Raw genomic sequence first — 15,623 nt, 5'->3', positions numbered from 1 at the left:
GGCGTCACCCTGACGCCCCGGGCGCACCCGTACCCCGGACCACCCCGACAGGAGTGCGCCTGTGATCCGCTTCATCGCGCGCCGTCTGCTCCAGATGGTGCTCGTCCTGGTCGTCCTGAGCGTCCTGCTCTTCTTCTGGCTGCGCTCGCTCCCCGGCGGCGCCGTGTCCGCCCTGCTGGGCGACCGCGGCACCCCGGAGGCCCGCAAGGCCCTCGAGGCACAGCTCGGCCTGGACCAACCCCTGCCCCTGCAGTACGTCGCCTTCCTCAAGCGCTGCCTCTCCGGCGACTTCGGCGTCTCCACCGGCCTCGTGCCCGGCACGCCCGTCACCGAGATCCTCGTGCAGCGCGCCCCGGCCACCATCGAGCTGACCGTCGTGGCCATCACCCTGGCCTGCCTGGCCGGCATCCCCCTGGGCTACCTCGCGGCCCGTCGCCGCGGTGGCCTGTTCGACAACCTCTCGGTGGTCAGCTCGCTGGTGGGTGTGGCCGTGCCGGTGTTCTTCCTGGCCTTCGTGCTCAAGTGGATCTTCGCCACCGAGCTCGGCTGGCTGCCGGTCTCCGGCCGCCAGGACCCGAGCCTGCACGCCACGCACATCACCAACTTCTTCGTGCTCGACGGGCTCATGACCCGCGAGTGGGACGCCGCCTGGGACGCCCTGCTGCACCTCGTGCTGCCCGGCCTGGCCCTGGCCTCCATCCCGTTCGCCGTGATCTTCCGCATCACGCGCGCCTCGGTGCTGGACGTCCTCGACGAGGACTACGTGCGCACCGCGCAGTCCAAGGGCCTGGCCTCCCGCGTGATCCGCGGCCGCCACGTGATGCGCAACGCGCTCATCCCCGTGGTGACGGTCATCGGCCTGCAGATCGGTGCGCTCCTGGCCGGTGCCGTGCTCACCGAGACGGTCTTCTCCATCGCCGGCATCGGCGAGGCGCTGGCCATCTCCTTCCGCCAGCGCGACTACCCGATGCTGCAGCTGCTCGTCATGGTGGCCGCCGCCGTGTACGTGCTCGTGAACCTGATCGTCGACATCCTCTACGCGGTCATCGACCCGCGCGTCCGGACGAGGTGACGCCATGACCCAGCCGAATCCCAGTGCCCTGGTCGACCAGTCCGTCCGCGAGGCGGGCACCGTCGACGACGCCAAGGGCGAGTCCCTGTGGATGGGCGCCTGGCGGCGCCTGCGCACCAACGTCGCCTTCCTCATCGGTCTGGCGATCGTGGTGGCCTTCCTGCTGCTCGCGCTCGTGGCCCCGTGGGTCGCCCCGCACGACCCCATCGCCGGGGTGATGCTCGACTCGGTGACCCCCTCCACCCCCATCCCCGAGGCCGCCCCCGGGCACCCGCTCGGCGGCGACAACAGCGGGCGCGACCTGCTGAGCCGCCTCATCGTGGGCAGCCAGCAGACGCTCATGGTGGGCGTGCTGGCCACCGCCGGCGGCCTGCTCGGCGGCCTCGTCCTGGGCACCCTGGCCGGTGCCTTCGGTGGCTGGGTGGACGCGCTGGTCATGCGTGTGGTGGACGTGATGCTCTCGATCCCGTCCATCCTCATGGCCTTCTCCGTGGCCGCCCTGTTCTCGCAGCCGACGCTCAAGACGGTGATCCTCGCCATCGCCATCGTGCAGGTGCCGATCTTCGCCCGCCTGCTGCGCGGCTCGATGCTGGCCCAGCGCGACGGCGACCACATCCTGGCCGCGCGGGCCGCGGGCGTGAAGTTCGGGCCCATCGTGTTCCGGCACATGATCCCCAACGCGCTCGGCCCGGTGATCGTGCAGACCACCCTGGTCATGGCCACGTCCATCATCGACGCCGCAGCGCTGAGCTTCCTGGGCGTCGGTGCCGCCGACACCCGCCGGCCCGAGTGGGGCCAGATGCTCGGTGAGGCCCAGGAATTCATCGACTCCTACCCGCACATGGCCGTCTACCCGGCCCTCTGCATCATCGTCGTGGCCCTCGGGTTCACGCTGATGGGCGAGGCGCTGCGTGAGGCCCTCGATCCGAAGAGCCGGAGGTGACGCGCATGGCGACCCCCGCCACCCGCCCGTCCGCCCACCCGTCCGACCGTCCGAGCCGCCCCGGCGAGCCGCTGCTCTCCGTGCGGGACCTCACCGTGGAGTTCCACCGTCGCGGACGTGAGCCGTTCACGGCCGTGGACGGCGTCTCGTTCGACGTGCACCCCGGCCAGACGGTGGGCCTGGTCGGCGAGTCCGGCTGCGGCAAGTCGGTGACCTCGCTGGCCGTCATGGGCCTGCTGCCCGAGCGCGGCACGAAGGTCTCCGGCCAGGTGCTCTTCGAGGGCACCGACCTGCTGCCGCTGGGCTACGACAGGATGCGCGACCGCCGCGGACGCGACCTGGCCATGATCTTCCAGGACCCGCTGAGCTCGCTGAACCCGGTGGTGCCGATCGGCCTGCAGGTCAGCGAGGTCATCGAGCGCCACAAGGGACTGAAGCGCAAGGAGGCGATGGCGCAGGCCAAGGTGATGCTCGACAAGGTGGGCATCCCCGACCCGGACCGGCGCCTCAAGGAGTACCCGCACCAGCTGTCCGGCGGCATGCGCCAGCGCGCGCTCATCGCCATGGCGCTGGCCTGCGAGCCGCGGCTCCTCATCGCCGACGAGCCCACCACCGCCCTGGACGTGACCATCCAGGCGCAGATCCTGCAGCTGCTCAAGGACCTCGTGCGCGACTCCGGCACGGCGCTCATCATGATCACGCACGACATGGGCGTGGTCGCCGGGCTGTGCGACGAGGTGAACGTGCTCTACGGCGGCCGCGTCGTGGAGCGCGGCGAGCGGCACCCGCTGTTCGCCCACCCCCGCCACCCGTACACCACCGGGCTGCTGGGCTCCATCCCCAGCCTCGAGGGGGATCGCGGCGCCGAGCTGACGCCGGTGCCCGGGTCCGTGGTGGACAACCTGCCGTGGACCAGCGCGTGCGCCTTCGCGCCACGCTGCAGCCAGCCGGTGGAGCTGTGCACCCGGCAGAGCCCCGAGCTCGTGGCCGACGACGCGGTCGCCGACGACCGCCGGCTGCGCTGCTTCAACCCCGTCCAGGAGGCGCGATGAGCACCAGCATCGACGAGTTCGACGGCACCGTGGCCGCCGGTGAGGACACCCGTGTCCCCGCCGGGGCCGGGAACGCGGGGCGCACCGGGCAGGACGACCTGCTGGTGGACGTGCGCGACCTCAAGGTGCACTTCCCCATCAAGCGCGGCATCGTGTTCGACCGCACCGTGGGCCACGTCAAGGCGGTGGACGGCATGAGCCTGACCATCCGCCGCGGTGAGACCTACGGGTTGGTCGGCGAGTCCGGCTGCGGCAAGTCCACCTTCGGGCGGGCGCTGCTGCAGCTGGAGCCGATCACCGACGGCTCCGTGCACTTCGCCGGACGCGACCTCACCGAGTACAAGGGCGAGGAGCTGCGCAGGCAGCGCCGCCACATGCAGATGGTGTTCCAGGACCCCTACGGCTCGCTGGACCCGCGGCAGACGGTGGAGTCCCTGCTCTGGGAGGGCATGAGCGCCCACGGCATGACCAAGGACAAGGCGGCGGCCCGCCAGAAGCTCAAGGACCTCCTCCGCGAGGTGGGGCTGCCGGCCAGCGCGCTGGGCAAGTACCCGCACGAGTTCTCCGGCGGACAGCGCCAGCGCATCGGCATCGCCCGGGCGCTCTCGCTGGACCCCGAGCTCATCGTGGCCGACGAGCCCGTCTCCGCCCTCGACGTCTCGGTGCAGGCGCAGGTCATCAACCTGCTGCGCACGGTGCAGCGCGAGCGCGGGCTGACCTACCTGGTGATCGCCCACGACCTCGCCGTGGTGCGGCACATCTCCGACACCGTGGGCGTCATGTACCTCGGCGGGCTGGTGGAGGAGGCCGACGCCGAGGAGCTCTACGCCGAGCCGCTGCACCCGTACACGCGGGCGCTGATGTCGGCCGTGCCGGTGCCGGACCCGGTGGTGGAGGACAGCCGCGAGCAGATCCTGCTCTCCGGCGACCTGCCCTCCCCCGCCGACCCGCCCTCGGGCTGCCGCTTCCGCACCCGGTGCCCGTTCGTGCAGGAGGACCGCTGCTCCACCGAGCGGCCCGCGCTGCGCACCGTGGACCTGCCGGGCGTCTCGGCCTCGCACACGGTGGCCTGCCACCACGTGGAGCGGATCGTCCACGGGGAGATCCAGCCGCGGCGGGTGGAGGCCGAGGTGGTGCAGCAGGCCGCCGACGCCGGGCTCACCGCCCGCGACACCGTGGCCTGACGCCGGCCGCCCACCGCACGGCCCAGAGGGCCGGGACCCCCGTCGCACAGGGGTCCCGGCCCTCTGGGCGTAGGGTCGGCGCATGACGAACCCCCGCATCCTGGTGGTGCAGCACGAGGACAACTGCCCGGTCGGCCTGCTCGGCGAGGTGTGGACCTCGCGCGGCATCGAGCTCGACGTCATCCGCGCCTGGGAGGGCTGGCCGCAGGACGCCTCGGTGCGCCTGGGGGCCGCCGACGGCCTGCTCGTGCTCGGTGGCGAGATGGGCGCCCACGACGACGACCGCTTCGCCTGGCTGACCCCCACCAAGCAGTTGCTGCTCACCGCCGAGGAGGCCGGCGTCCCGCAGCTGGGCACCTGCCTGGGCCACCAGCTCATGGCCGTTGCCCACGGCGGGCGCGTGGCCCCCAACCCGCACGGCCACGCCACCGGTCTGGCCACCGTGGAGCTCACCCCCGCCGGGGAGCAGGACCCCGCCACCGCCCCGTTCGGCGGCGAGCAGGTGGTGATGTGGAACAACGACGTGGTCACCGAGCTGCCGACAGCGGCCACGGTGCTGGCCACCTCCCCCGACGGGACGGTCGGTGCCGCCCGCTACGGCCGCCACGGCATCGGCTTCCAGGGGCACCCCGAGGCGGGTCCGGTGGTCTTCAACGCCTGGACCGTGGACAAGCCGAGCGCCGAGCAGGTGCGTGAGGACGGCATCGACGTGGCCGAGGCCGCGCGCCGCGTGGGCGAGGCGGGCGACCGGTTGCGTGCCACGTGGACGCCGCTGGCGCACTGGTTCGCCGACCAGGTGGAGGAGCGGGCGGCCAGCCGCGCCTGAGTCCCCGTCCCCGCCACGACGCGCCGCGGCCCCCTCCCAGCACCGGGAGGGGGCCGCGGCGTGCAGGGGTGCCGCTCAGTGCGTGAGGACGGCGACCGGGCAGTGGGCCTCGGCGAGCACGCCCTGGCTCACCGAGCCGAGCAGGGCGCCGGCCACGCCGCCGCGGCCGCGGGAACCGACGACCACGAGGTCGGCCTCGGCGGACGCCTCGGTGAGCGCGGTGACGGGGCGACCGTGCAGGGCCGTGACCTCCACCTGCACGTCGGCCAGCGCCGGCTCGTCGGCGCGGACCTGGTCCACCTGCGCCTGCACCGACTTCTCGAGGTCGGCCACGATGTCCTTCCACTCCTGGGAGTCCGGCTCGGTGACCACGTAGCCGTTGACCACGGCCATGTTCCAGGTGGTGACGGCGCGGACCCGCTGGCCCCAGTTGGAGGCCGCGTGCATCGCGAAGCGCAGGGCCTTGGTGGAGTCGCGCGAGCCGTCCACGCCCACCACGAGCAGGCCCTTCTCCGGGGGCACGCCCTCGGGCCCCACGACGATGACGGGGCAGCGCGCGTGCATCGCGACGGTGAGGCTGGTGGAGCCCAGCAGGAAGCGGGTGAGGCCGTGCTTGCGGGCGGTGCCCACCACGATGAGCTGGGCGTGCTCCTCGGCCTCCAGGAGGGCCTGGGAGCCGGTGTTCCACGGGGCGCTGAAGGTGAGCTCCGGGGCCCGGTCGAGCGAGGCGAGGATGTCCTCGACGTGCTGGCGCACCTCGGCCCCCTCGTCCACCTCGTCGCCGGCCTGGGTGAGCAGCGGGGCGTCCATGCCGAAGCCGACCGGCGCATAGGCGGTGGCCATGGTCTCCTGGGCGTGGACGGCGTGCAGCCCCACCCCGCGGCGCAGGGCGGAGCGGGCGGCCCACTCCACGACCGCGCGGTCGCGGTCGGTGCCGTCGACACCCACGACGACGGCGTTCTGCGGGACGGTGCTGGCTCGGTGCTCGGTCATGGTGCCTCCCTGTTGTGTACCGCCAGCCTATGCCGCGGCAGCCCGCGGCCACGAGGGGGTCCGGCGGGTCACGCGGCGTGCATTCCCGCGGGCCGGCGAAACCCTTCTCACCCCATATGTGGTGACGCCCGATGTGACTCGATCATGACCCCTCGTTATGGTCGAGGGAGCCAGATCGCACGATGACCCCGCCCCCGACCCCTGGAGAGTGCATGTCCCTCGTCGTCCAGAAGTACGGCGGGTCCTCCGTGGCAGACGCCGAGAGCATCCGGCGCGTCGCCCGGCGGATCGCCGCCACCCGGGCCGCCGGACACGACGTCGCCGTCGTCGTCTCGGCCATGGGAGACACCACCGACGAACTGCTCGACCTCAGCCGCGAGATCACCGACTCCCCCAGCCAGCGCGAGCTCGACCAGCTGCTCACCTCCGGCGAGCAGATCTCCATCGCCCTGCTGGCCATGGCCCTGCACGAGATGGACGTGGCCGCCACGAGCTTCACCGGCCGGCAGGCCGGGCTGCGCACCACCGACGCCTTCGGCTCGGCCCGCATCACCGAGATCGACGCCAGCCGGCTGCGCACCAGCCTGGATGCCGGGCAGGTCGCCATCGTCGCCGGCTTCCAGGGCTGGACCGCCGACGAGCACACCACCACCCTGGGCCGCGGTGGCTCCGACACCACCGCCGTGGCCGTGGCCGCCGCGCTCGAGGCGGACGTGTGCGAGATCTACTCCGACGTGGACGGCATGTTCACCGCCGACCCGCGCATCGTGCCCACCGCGCACCGCATCGGGTGGATGGGCTACGCCGACGCCACCGAGCTGGCCGCCCACGGCGCCAAGATCCTGCACCTGCGCGCCGTCGAGTTCGCCCAGCGCCACGACGTGCCCCTGCACGTCCGCTCCAGCTTCACCGACCAACCCGGCACCTGGGTCAGCGCCTCCCGCGACCAGGTGCCCGCCGACCACCTCGACCCCCAGGAGGACCCCGTGGAGGAACCCCTCATCCAGGGCGTGGCCCACACGCACGACCAGGCCATGCTCACCGTCGTCAACGTGCCGGACAAGCCTGGCCGCGCCGCCTCGATCCTCGCCGCCATCTCCGAGGTGGTCTCCGTGATCGACGTGCTGGGCCAGACCCACACCGCCCGCGAGAACGGCCTGTGCGACTTCTCGTTCTCCCTGCCGGCCGACGACGCGCAGCGCGCCCGGGAAGCCCTGGAGGCCCAGCAGGACGCGCTGGAGTTCGCCCACGTGGCCGTGGACGAGAACGTGGGCAAGGTCTCGGTGAGCGGCCACGGCGTGCGCTCCCACGCCGAGGTGCCCGCGATGCTGCTCAAGGCCCTGGCCGACGCCGGCATCACGGTGAACATGTTCACCACCTCCGAGGCCCGCATCTCCGTGGTCGTGGCCGACGACCAGGTGGAGGACGCCGCCCGCGCGATCCACACCGCGTTCGGGCTCGACAGCGACCAGACGGCCGTGGTGCACGCCGGCACCGGTCGGTGAGGAGGACGACCCCCATGGACTCGACCCAGAACGACACCGCCCCCACCATCGCCGTCGTCGGCGCCACCGGCCAGGTCGGCACCGTGATGCTGCGCCTGCTCACCGAGCGGAAGGTGCCCGTGGGCACCCTGCGCCTGTTCGCCTCGGCCCGCTCGGCCGGCAAGCAGGTGGAGTGGACCGACGGCACCGGCGCCACCCGCACCCTCACCGTGGAGGACGTGGCCGCCACCCCCACCGAGGAGCTGCGCGGCATCGACATCGCGCTGTTCTCCGCCGGCGGGGGCACCTCCCGCGAGCACTCCCCCCGCTTCGCCGAGGCCGGTGCCGTGGTCATCGACAACTCGTCGGCCTTCCGCGGCGACCCCGAGGTGCCGCTGGTGGTCAGCGAGGTGAACCCCGAGGCGGCGAAGGACCGCCCCAAGGGCATCGTCGCCAACCCCAACTGCACCACCATGGCCGCGATGCCGGTGCTCAAGGTGCTGCACGACGAGGCCGGGCTGGAGGCCCTGCAGGTGGCCACCTACCAGGCCGTGTCCGGCTCCGGGCTGGCCGGCGTGGACGAGCTCGCCGGCCAGGTGCGCGCCGCCACCGGCGCCGGGGAGGGCGCCCTCGAGCAGCTGGTGCACGACGGCTCCGCCCTGGACGGCACCCTGCCCGCGACCTCGACCTACCCGCGCACCATCGCGTTCAACGCCCTGGCCATGGCCGGCGACCTCGTGGACGACGGGTCCGGCGAGACCTCCGAGGAGCAGAAGCTGCGCCACGAGTCGCGCAAGATCCTCGGCATCGAGGACCTGGCCGTGAGCGGCACCTGCGTGCGCGTCCCGGTGTTCACCGGCCACGCCCTGGCCGTGCACGCCCGCTTCTCCCGCGAGCTCACCCCCGAGCGCGCGCTGGAGCTGCTGGCCGAGGCGCCCGGCGTGACCGTGGCCGAGGTCCCCGCCCCGCTGGAGGCCGCGGGCCGCGACGACGTGCTGGTGGGCCGCGTGCGCACCGACCAGTCCGTCGAGGGTGGCCGGGGCCTGGTGCTCTTCGTGGCCGGTGACAACCTGCGCAAGGGCGCCGCCCTCAACGCCGTGCAGGTGGCCGAGGTGCTGCTGGAGCAGGGGGTGGGCGCGTGAGCGAGCTGATCCTGCGCCGCCCCACGATGGACGACGGCGCCGCCATGTGGCGCATCGCCCGCGACTCCGGCGTGCTGGACCTCAACACCTCCTACGCCTACCTGCTCATGGCCCACGACTTCGGCGCCACGAGCACCGTGGCCGAGGCCGACGGGCAGGTGGTGGGCTACGTGATGTCCTACCTGCGCCCCGCCGCACCGGACACGCTCTTCGTGTGGCAGGTGGGCGTGGACGCCTCGCAGCGTGGGCAGGGGGTGGCCGGGCGGATGCTGCAGGCCACCGTGGAGGCCACCGGCGCCACCGCCCTGGAGACCACCGTCACGGCCGACAACGACGCCTCCAACGCGCTGTTCGCCGGGTTCGCCCGCCGCCACGGCGCCACCGAGGAGGTGACGGAGTTCATCACCCCGGCCCATTTCCCGACCGACGACGTGCACGACGCCGAGCTGCTGCACCGCATCGCGCCACTGGACCCGGCGGCCGCTGCACCCGGGCGCACCCCCTGAGCGCCCGACCACCCGCTGGACGCCCGACCGACTTCCCAGGAGGGACGACATGACCCAGACGACCCCGAGCACGAACTCCCCGAGCACCACCACCCCGCACACCGCGGGGGACACCAGCATCTTCGAGGCGCGCGAGTCCTCCGTGCGCTCCTACTGCCGCCAGTGGCCGGTGGTCTTCACCACCGCCCGCGGCGCCGAGCAGCACACCGAGACCGGCGAGACCTACCTGGACTTCTTCGCCGGCGCCGGCGCCCTCAACTACGGGCACAACGACCCGGCGCTCAAGGGCGCGCTCATGGAGCACCTCTCGCAGGACGTGGTGATCCACTCCATGGACATGCACACCCCGGCCAAGCGCCGCTTCCTGGAGGCCCTCACCCGCACCGTGCTGGAGCCCCGCGGCATGGACCACAAGGTGCTCTTCCCCGGCCCCACCGGCACCAACACCGTGGAGGCCGCCCTCAAGGCCGTGCGCAAGGCCACCGGCCGCACCGAGGTGGTGTCCTTCACCAACGGCTTCCACGGCATGACCCTGGGCTCGCTGTCGGTGACCGCCAACAAGATGAAGCGCGCCGGCGCCGGTGTGCCGCTCACCGACGTGACGCAGGTGGCCTACGACGGGCACGAGGGCGCCGCCTCGGCGGACCTGGCCGACCTCGAGGCGCTGGACGCCGCGTGGGCGCAGGCCGGGGACGACCTGCCCGCCGGCGCCATCGTGGAGCTCGTCCAGGGCGAGGGCGGCCTGAACGCCGCGTCCATGGAGTGGGTGCAGCAGCTGGCCGAGGTGTGCGCCAAGCACGACGTGAAGCTCATCGTGGACGACGTGCAGGCCGGCTGCGGCCGCACCGGCACGTTCTTCTCGTTCGAGCCGGCCGGAATCACCCCGGACGTGGTGTGCCTGTCCAAGTCCCTCTCCGGCCTGGGTCTGCCGCTGGCGGTGACCTTGGTGCGCCCGGAGCTGGACCAGTGGGAGCCCGGCGAGCACAACGGCACCTTCCGCGGGTTCACCCCCGCCTTCGTGACCGCCGCGGCGGCCCTGGAGACCTACTGGGCCGACGACGCGTTCGCCGCCGGGGTGCGCGCCACCGCCGAGCGCCTGCACGCCGGCCTGGCCGAGCTGGCCGGCAAGGCCTCCGGCGAGGCCGAGGTGCGCGGGCGCGGGCTGATGTGCGGCATCGCGTTCGCCGACACCGAGGCCGCGGAGAAGATCGCCGCCGCTGCGTTCGAGCGCGGGCTGATGGTGGAGACCTCCGGCCCCGCCAGCGAGGTGGTCAAGCTGCTGCCGCCGCTGAACGTCACCGAGGAGCAGGTGGACCGCGCACTGGCCGTGCTGGCCGAGTCCGTGGCCGCCGTGGGGGCCTGAGCGCCCCACCCCCTGACGCGGGCGCCGGGACACCTCCGGCGCCCGCCCCCATCGACCGACCTGACCCGACCCCCTGACCCGACCGACACGACGAAGGAGACGAGCATGAAGGTCATCCACCTCGAGGAGCTCAACGGCACCGAGAACGACGTCGAGCACGGCAACTGGCGCTCCCGCCGGTTCTTCCTGGCCGACGAGGGCGTGGGTTTCTCGTTCCACCAGACGATCCTCAAGGCCGGTACGAGCACCGACATGTGGTACGCCAACCACATCGAGGCCGTGTACGTCTACAAGGGCAAGGGCACGCTCACCAACCGGGAGACCGGCGAGGAGTTCGAGCTGCGCCCGGACACGATGTACCTGCTCAACGACCACGACAAGCACACCGTGACCGTGGAGGAGGACATCCACTGCGTGTGCACCTTCAACCCGCCGGTGACCGGCCGTGAGGTGCACGACGAGCACGGCGTGTACCCGCTGCTGGACGCCGAGGGCAACCGCCTGGACACCCCGCAGGGCTGACTGGACGGACCCCGGGGCACGTCCCCGAGCCCGACCGATCGGGCACCGCGGCAGGTGCCGTGGTGCCCGATCGGTCGTTCCCGCCGAGAGGAAGAACACCACAGACCACCCGACCGCGTGATGCGAGGAGGCACACCGTGACGACCACCCCGAACCACACGACCCGCACCGCCGCCGACAGCCGCACCGACCACTACCCCACCCGCCTGGCCGACCGCCCCGCCGTGCTGGAGCGCCGCGACCCGGTCGTCGCCGGCGGACCCCAGGACGGCCCCTTCGAGGGGGACGAGCTGGAGCAGGTCGAGCAGCGGGGCTACACCCAGGTGCCGGACCTGTTCACGCCTGCGGAGATCGAGCGGATGCGCACCGAGCTGGACGAGCTCTCCCGCAACCCGGAGGTGCTGGCCGACGAGCGCACCATTACCGAGGCGGCCTCGGGGCAGCTGCGCTCGGTCTTCGAGGTGCACCGCACCAACGAGCTGTTCCGCTCCGTGGCGCACGACCCGCGGCTGGTGCGCCGCGCACAGCAGGTGCTGGGCGGGCCGGTGACCATCCACCAGAGCCGGGTGAACTTCAAGCCCGGTTTCGGCGGGGCGCCGTTCTCCTGGCACTCGGACTTCGAGACCTGGCACGCGGAGGACGGCATGCCCTCGCCGCGCGCGATCAGCGTCTCCATCGCCCTGACGGACAACCACCCGTACAACGGGCCGCTGATGATCATGCCGGGTTCGCACCGTCGTTACGTCTCCTGCGTCGGGGAGACGCCGCGGGACAACTACAAGTCCTCGCTGGTGGCCCAGGGCGCCGGTACGCCGGACCCGGACGTGCTGACGCGCATGTACGACGAGTTCGGCATCGACGTGCTCACCGGCCGGGCCGGGAGCGCGACCTGGTTCGACTCGAACTGCATGCACGCGTCCAACGGCAACGTCACCCCGGCGCCGCGGTCGAACGTGTTCATCGTGTTCACGGCGGCGGACAACGCCTGCGGTGAGCCCTACGCCGCCCCGGCCCCGCGGCCGGAGTTCCTCGGAGCCCGCGAGCACCGTGAGGTGCTGCAGGCGGACTGAGCCGGCTGACCGGGCTGGTGGCCGGGTGAGGGCGCCGCGGCCCGGTGGGCGGGCTGGCCCGGCCACATGGCCCGGCATCGTGCTGGCCAGCCTAGCCAGCGCCCGCCCTCATGACGCGTGGGTGGGGTGACCGTGACAGATCGCCCCACCCACGCGTCGTGCGCGTCCGGCAGGCGCTCTGTCAGGCGCGGCGCGAGGCAGCCAGCGCCGTGAGCTCCTCCAGCTCGCCGAGGGTGGTGCGCAGCGTGGTCACCAGCTCCTCCGGGGCGGTGAAGGTGCCGTCCGGCGAGAAGGCCGTGAACACGTTGACGCCGGCCTGGTTGCGGGCCTGCAGCATCGAGGCGTTGGCCACCACCGCGCGCACGCCGTTGGCGGCGCCGTAGCCGACGAAACCGATGGCCTTGTGGCGCCACTCCACGAACAGCACGTCGAAGGCGTTCTTGAACGCTGCCGGGATGGAGTGGTTGTACTCGGCGGTCACGAACAGGTAGCCGTCGAAGGGGGCGATGGTACGGGCCCAGGCCGCGGTGGCGGGGTTCTCGTACTGGCCGTTGGCCGCACCGGGGACGGTGGGCTCGGAGAGCAGCGGGAGGTCGAACCCGGCCAGGTCGACGAGCTCGTACTCCACGCCCTCGGCGGCCTCGCCGGCCTGCACGCGGGCGGTGGCCTGCTCGGCGACCCAGCGACCGACGGCCTCGCCCTTGCGGCCGGGGCGGGTGGATCCGATGACGACGGCGATGCGCATGACTCTCCAGGAGTGGGGGGGCGGGGTCGGCCCCGGCGGACGCACCGGACCGGTGACCTGTCCCCCATCATGCCGGGACCCCGCCCCGAGTTCCGCACCGGTGCGCATCTGGGCCTGCCGCCGCTCCGAGAACCGCACCGGTGCGCATCTGGGCCTGCCGCCGCTCCGACTTCAGCACCGGTGCCGAACTCGACTGTCGAGAACCGCACCGGTGCCGATGTGGGGCCACCGCCCCATCGAGAACCGCACCGGTGCGGAACTGGCTGATCGGGGACGACCGTGGGCACCGCATCGGGCGGCCAACTAGGCTGGGGCACCAGTACGCCACCCGTACCGCCCCACTCGCACGCACCGCGCCCCGTGGTGCCGCGTGCCCACGGAGCGGGGCGGGACCACCCGAGACGAGGGAGAACACGACAGATGGCCACCATCAGCTGGACCCGGACGGACGAGGCGCCGCTCCTGGCGACCTACTCGCTCAAGCCGATCGTCGAGGCGTTCGCCGGAGCCGCCGGCATCGACGTGGAGACCCGTGACATCTCGCTGGCCGCCCGCATCCTGGCCCAGTTCCCCGAGCAGCTGACCGAGGACCAGCGCGTCGAGGACGCCCTGGGCAACCTGGGCGAGCTGGCGACGACGCCGCAGGCCAACATCATCAAGCTCCCGAACATCTCCGCCTCGGTCCCGCAGCTCAAGGAGGCCGTCGCCGAGCTGCAGGGCCAGGGCTACGCGATCCCGGACTACCCCGAGGACCCGCAGACCGACGAGGAGCGCGCCGTCCGCGCCAAGTACGACGCGGTCAAGGGATCGGCCGTCAACCCGGTGCTGCGCGAGGGCAACTCCGACCGCCGCGCCCCGCAGGCCGTCAAGAACTTCGCCCGCAAGCACCCGCACTCCATGGGTGAGTGGTCGGCCGACTCCCGCACCCGCGTGGCCACCATGGGCGAAGACGACTTCGCCAGCCACGAGAAGTCCGTGGTCATCGACGGCGACGACTCCCTGACCATCCAGCTGGTCACCGACTCCGGTGAGACCACCGTCCTCAAGGAGGGCGTGAAGGTGCTCGACGGCGAGGTCGTGGACGCCACCTTCATGGACGTCGCCCGCCTCAACAGCTTCCTCGCCGAGCAGGTGCAGATCGCCAAGGACGAGGACCTGCTCTTCTCGGTGCACCTGAAGGCCACGATGATGAAGGTCTCCGACCCGATCATCTTCGGCCACGCCGTACGGGCCTTCCTGCCCGAGGTGTTCGCCGAGCACGGCGAGGCCCTGCGCGCCGCCGGCCTGTCCCCCAACGACGGCCTCGCCGCCATCCTGGCCGGCCTGGACCAGCTGCCGGGCGACACCGGCGCCGCCGTGAAGGCCATGGTCGAGAAGGGCCTGGACGAGGGCCCGGACCTGGCGATGGTCAACTCGCACAAGGGCATCACCAACCTGCACGTGCCCAGCGACGTCATCATCGACGCCTCCATGCCGGCGATGATCCGCACCAGCGGCCAGATGTGGAACAAGGACGACGCCCAGCAGGACACGCTGGCCGTCATCCCGGACTCCTCCTACGCCGGCGTCTACCAGACCGTCATCGAGGACTGCCAGGAGAACGGGGCCTTCGACCCCACCACGATGGGCTCGGTGGCGAACGTCGGCCTGATGGCCAAGAAGGCCGAGGAGTACGGCTCCCACGACAAGACCTTCGAGGTGCCCGCCGCCGGCACCGTGCAGGTCGTCGACTCCTCCGGTGAGGTGCTGATGCAGCACAAGGTCTCGGCCGGTGACATCTGGCGTGCCTGCCAGACCAAGGACGAGCCGATCCGCGACTGGGTGAAGCTCGCCGTCGCCCGGGCCCGCGCCTCGCAGACCCCGGCCGTCTTCTGGCTGGACGCCGAGCGGGCCCACGACTCCCAGCTCATCGCCAAGGTGGAGAAGTACCTCAAGGACCACGACACCGAGGGGCTGGACATCCGCATCATGTCCCCGGAGGACGCGACCCAGTTCTCGCTGGACCGCATCCGCAAGGGCGAGGACACCATCAGCGTCACCGGCAACGTGCTGCGCGACTACAACACCGACCTCTTCCCGATCCTGGAGCTGGGCACCAGCGCCAAGATGCTGTCGGTGGTGCCGCTGATGAACGGCGGTGGCCTGTTCGAGACGGGCGCCGGCGGCTCGGCCCCGAAGCACGTCGACCAGCTGACCTCCGAGAACCACCTGCGCTGGGACTCCCTGGGCGAGTTCCTGGCCCTGGCCGAGAGCCTGGACCACGTGGCCTCGCACGAGGACAACCGCAAGGCGCAGGTGCTGGCCGACGCGCTCGGCCGCGCCACCGAGACGCTGCTCAACGAGGGCCGCTCGCCCAGCCGCAAGGTCGGCGAGATCGACAACCGCGGCAGCCACTTCTACCTGGCCCTGTACTGGGCCAAGGAGCTGGCGGCCCAGTCGGACGACGCCGAGCTGGCCAAGAAGTTTGCCCCGCTGGCCGAGCAGCTGGGCGCCCAGGAGGAGGCCATCGCCGGTGAGCTGCTCGCCGCGCAGGGCTCCGCGGCGGACCTCGGTGGCTACTACCACCCGGACGACGCGAAGACGACGGCCGTGATGCGCCCGTCGAAGACCTTCAACGAGATCGTGGACGGCTTCACCGCCTGACCGATGCCGGCTCATCCCAATCCAGGGTGGGTTCGGAAGCCGCCTGTCTCGAGCAGGCTGCGGGCGATGTAGTTGGTG

14 protein-coding genes are annotated in these 15,623 nt (G+C 72.2%); 12 read left to right on the top strand and 2 right to left on the bottom strand.

Annotated features, from left to right (window positions below):
* Positions 1–61 precede the first annotated feature (61 nt).
* The 5 genes from ACFFHC_RS05845 (at position 62) to ACFFHC_RS05825 (ending at position 5,077) form a co-directional block, all read left to right on the top strand.
* Positions 62–1,072, top strand: coding sequence for an ABC transporter permease (locus ACFFHC_RS05845; protein WP_070705557.1), 1,011 nt, complete (start codon positions 62–64; stop codon positions 1,070–1,072).
* Between the two features lie 4 nt (positions 1,073–1,076).
* Positions 1,077–2,015, top strand: coding sequence for an ABC transporter permease (locus tag ACFFHC_RS05840; RefSeq protein WP_141494433.1), 939 nt, complete (start codon positions 1,077–1,079; stop codon positions 2,013–2,015).
* A 5-nt stretch (positions 2,016–2,020) separates the two neighbouring features.
* A complete protein-coding gene (locus ACFFHC_RS05835) occupies positions 2,021–3,067 on the top strand; it encodes an ABC transporter ATP-binding protein (protein ID WP_070705559.1) in 1,047 nt (348 codons plus the stop codon).
* Positions 3,064–4,251, top strand: a complete 1,188-nt coding sequence (locus ACFFHC_RS05830; protein ID WP_083323638.1) for an ABC transporter ATP-binding protein — start codon at positions 3,064–3,066, stop codon at positions 4,249–4,251. The genes ACFFHC_RS05835 and ACFFHC_RS05830 overlap by 4 nt, the downstream gene beginning before the upstream one ends.
* 82 nt (positions 4,252–4,333) lie before the next feature.
* A complete protein-coding gene (locus tag ACFFHC_RS05825) occupies positions 4,334–5,077 on the top strand; it encodes a type 1 glutamine amidotransferase (RefSeq protein WP_070705560.1) in 744 nt (247 codons plus the stop codon).
* 75 nt (positions 5,078–5,152) lie between these two features.
* On the opposite strand, the gene ACFFHC_RS05820 is transcribed toward ACFFHC_RS05825, so the two are convergent.
* Positions 5,153–6,070: a universal stress protein gene (locus ACFFHC_RS05820; RefSeq protein ID WP_070703221.1), complete on the bottom strand. Its 918-nt coding sequence runs from the start codon at positions 6,068–6,070 to the stop codon at positions 5,153–5,155.
* 212 nt (positions 6,071–6,282) lie between these two features.
* Here ACFFHC_RS05820 and ACFFHC_RS05815 point away from each other — a divergent pair, with 212 nt between their 5' ends.
* From ACFFHC_RS05815 to thpD, 6 genes are all read left to right on the top strand, one after another.
* The gene (locus ACFFHC_RS05815; RefSeq protein ID WP_070703220.1) at positions 6,283–7,575 is read left to right on the top strand and encodes an aspartate kinase; all 1,293 of its coding nucleotides are present in this window, start codon (positions 6,283–6,285) and stop codon (positions 7,573–7,575) included.
* A gap of 14 nt (positions 7,576–7,589) precedes the next feature.
* The gene (locus ACFFHC_RS05810) at positions 7,590–8,696 is read left to right on the top strand and encodes an aspartate-semialdehyde dehydrogenase (RefSeq protein ID WP_379803739.1); all 1,107 of its coding nucleotides are present in this window, start codon (positions 7,590–7,592) and stop codon (positions 8,694–8,696) included.
* Positions 8,693–9,202 carry a diaminobutyrate acetyltransferase gene (ectA, locus tag ACFFHC_RS05805; RefSeq protein WP_379803736.1) on the top strand — a complete coding sequence of 170 codons (510 nt, stop codon included), beginning with the start codon at positions 8,693–8,695 and terminating at the stop codon, positions 9,200–9,202. Before ACFFHC_RS05810 ends, ectA begins: the two co-directional genes overlap by 4 nt.
* Before the next feature lie 49 nt (positions 9,203–9,251).
* The gene (gene ectB, locus ACFFHC_RS05800) at positions 9,252–10,565 is read left to right on the top strand and encodes a diaminobutyrate--2-oxoglutarate transaminase (RefSeq protein ID WP_070703218.1); all 1,314 of its coding nucleotides are present in this window, start codon (positions 9,252–9,254) and stop codon (positions 10,563–10,565) included.
* Between the two features lie 105 nt (positions 10,566–10,670).
* The gene (locus ACFFHC_RS05795) at positions 10,671–11,087 is read left to right on the top strand and encodes an ectoine synthase (protein WP_101849086.1); all 417 of its coding nucleotides are present in this window, start codon (positions 10,671–10,673) and stop codon (positions 11,085–11,087) included.
* Between the two features lie 137 nt (positions 11,088–11,224).
* The gene (thpD, locus tag ACFFHC_RS05790) at positions 11,225–12,157 is read left to right on the top strand and encodes an ectoine hydroxylase (RefSeq protein WP_070703216.1); all 933 of its coding nucleotides are present in this window, start codon (positions 11,225–11,227) and stop codon (positions 12,155–12,157) included.
* A 181-nt stretch (positions 12,158–12,338) separates the two neighbouring features.
* On the opposite strand, the gene ACFFHC_RS05785 is transcribed toward thpD, so the two are convergent.
* On the bottom strand, positions 12,339–12,902 hold the full coding sequence (locus ACFFHC_RS05785; protein ID WP_379803731.1) for an NADPH-dependent FMN reductase: 564 nt from the start codon (positions 12,900–12,902) through the stop codon (positions 12,339–12,341).
* 420 nt (positions 12,903–13,322) lie between these two features.
* Between ACFFHC_RS05785 and ACFFHC_RS05780 the strand changes: the two genes are divergently transcribed.
* Complete coding sequence (locus ACFFHC_RS05780; protein WP_379803728.1) at positions 13,323–15,545, top strand: NADP-dependent isocitrate dehydrogenase; 2,223 nt, start codon at positions 13,323–13,325, stop codon at positions 15,543–15,545.
* The last annotated feature ends 78 nt before the right edge of the window (positions 15,546–15,623 follow it).

Source organism: Kytococcus schroeteri (assembly GCF_042433515.1).
GTDB classification, from domain to species: Bacteria; Actinomycetota; Actinomycetes; order Actinomycetales; family Dermatophilaceae; genus Kytococcus; species Kytococcus schroeteri.
The sequence above is the reverse complement of the archived record's forward strand: the minus strand, read 5'-3'. Positions and strand labels throughout refer to the sequence as shown.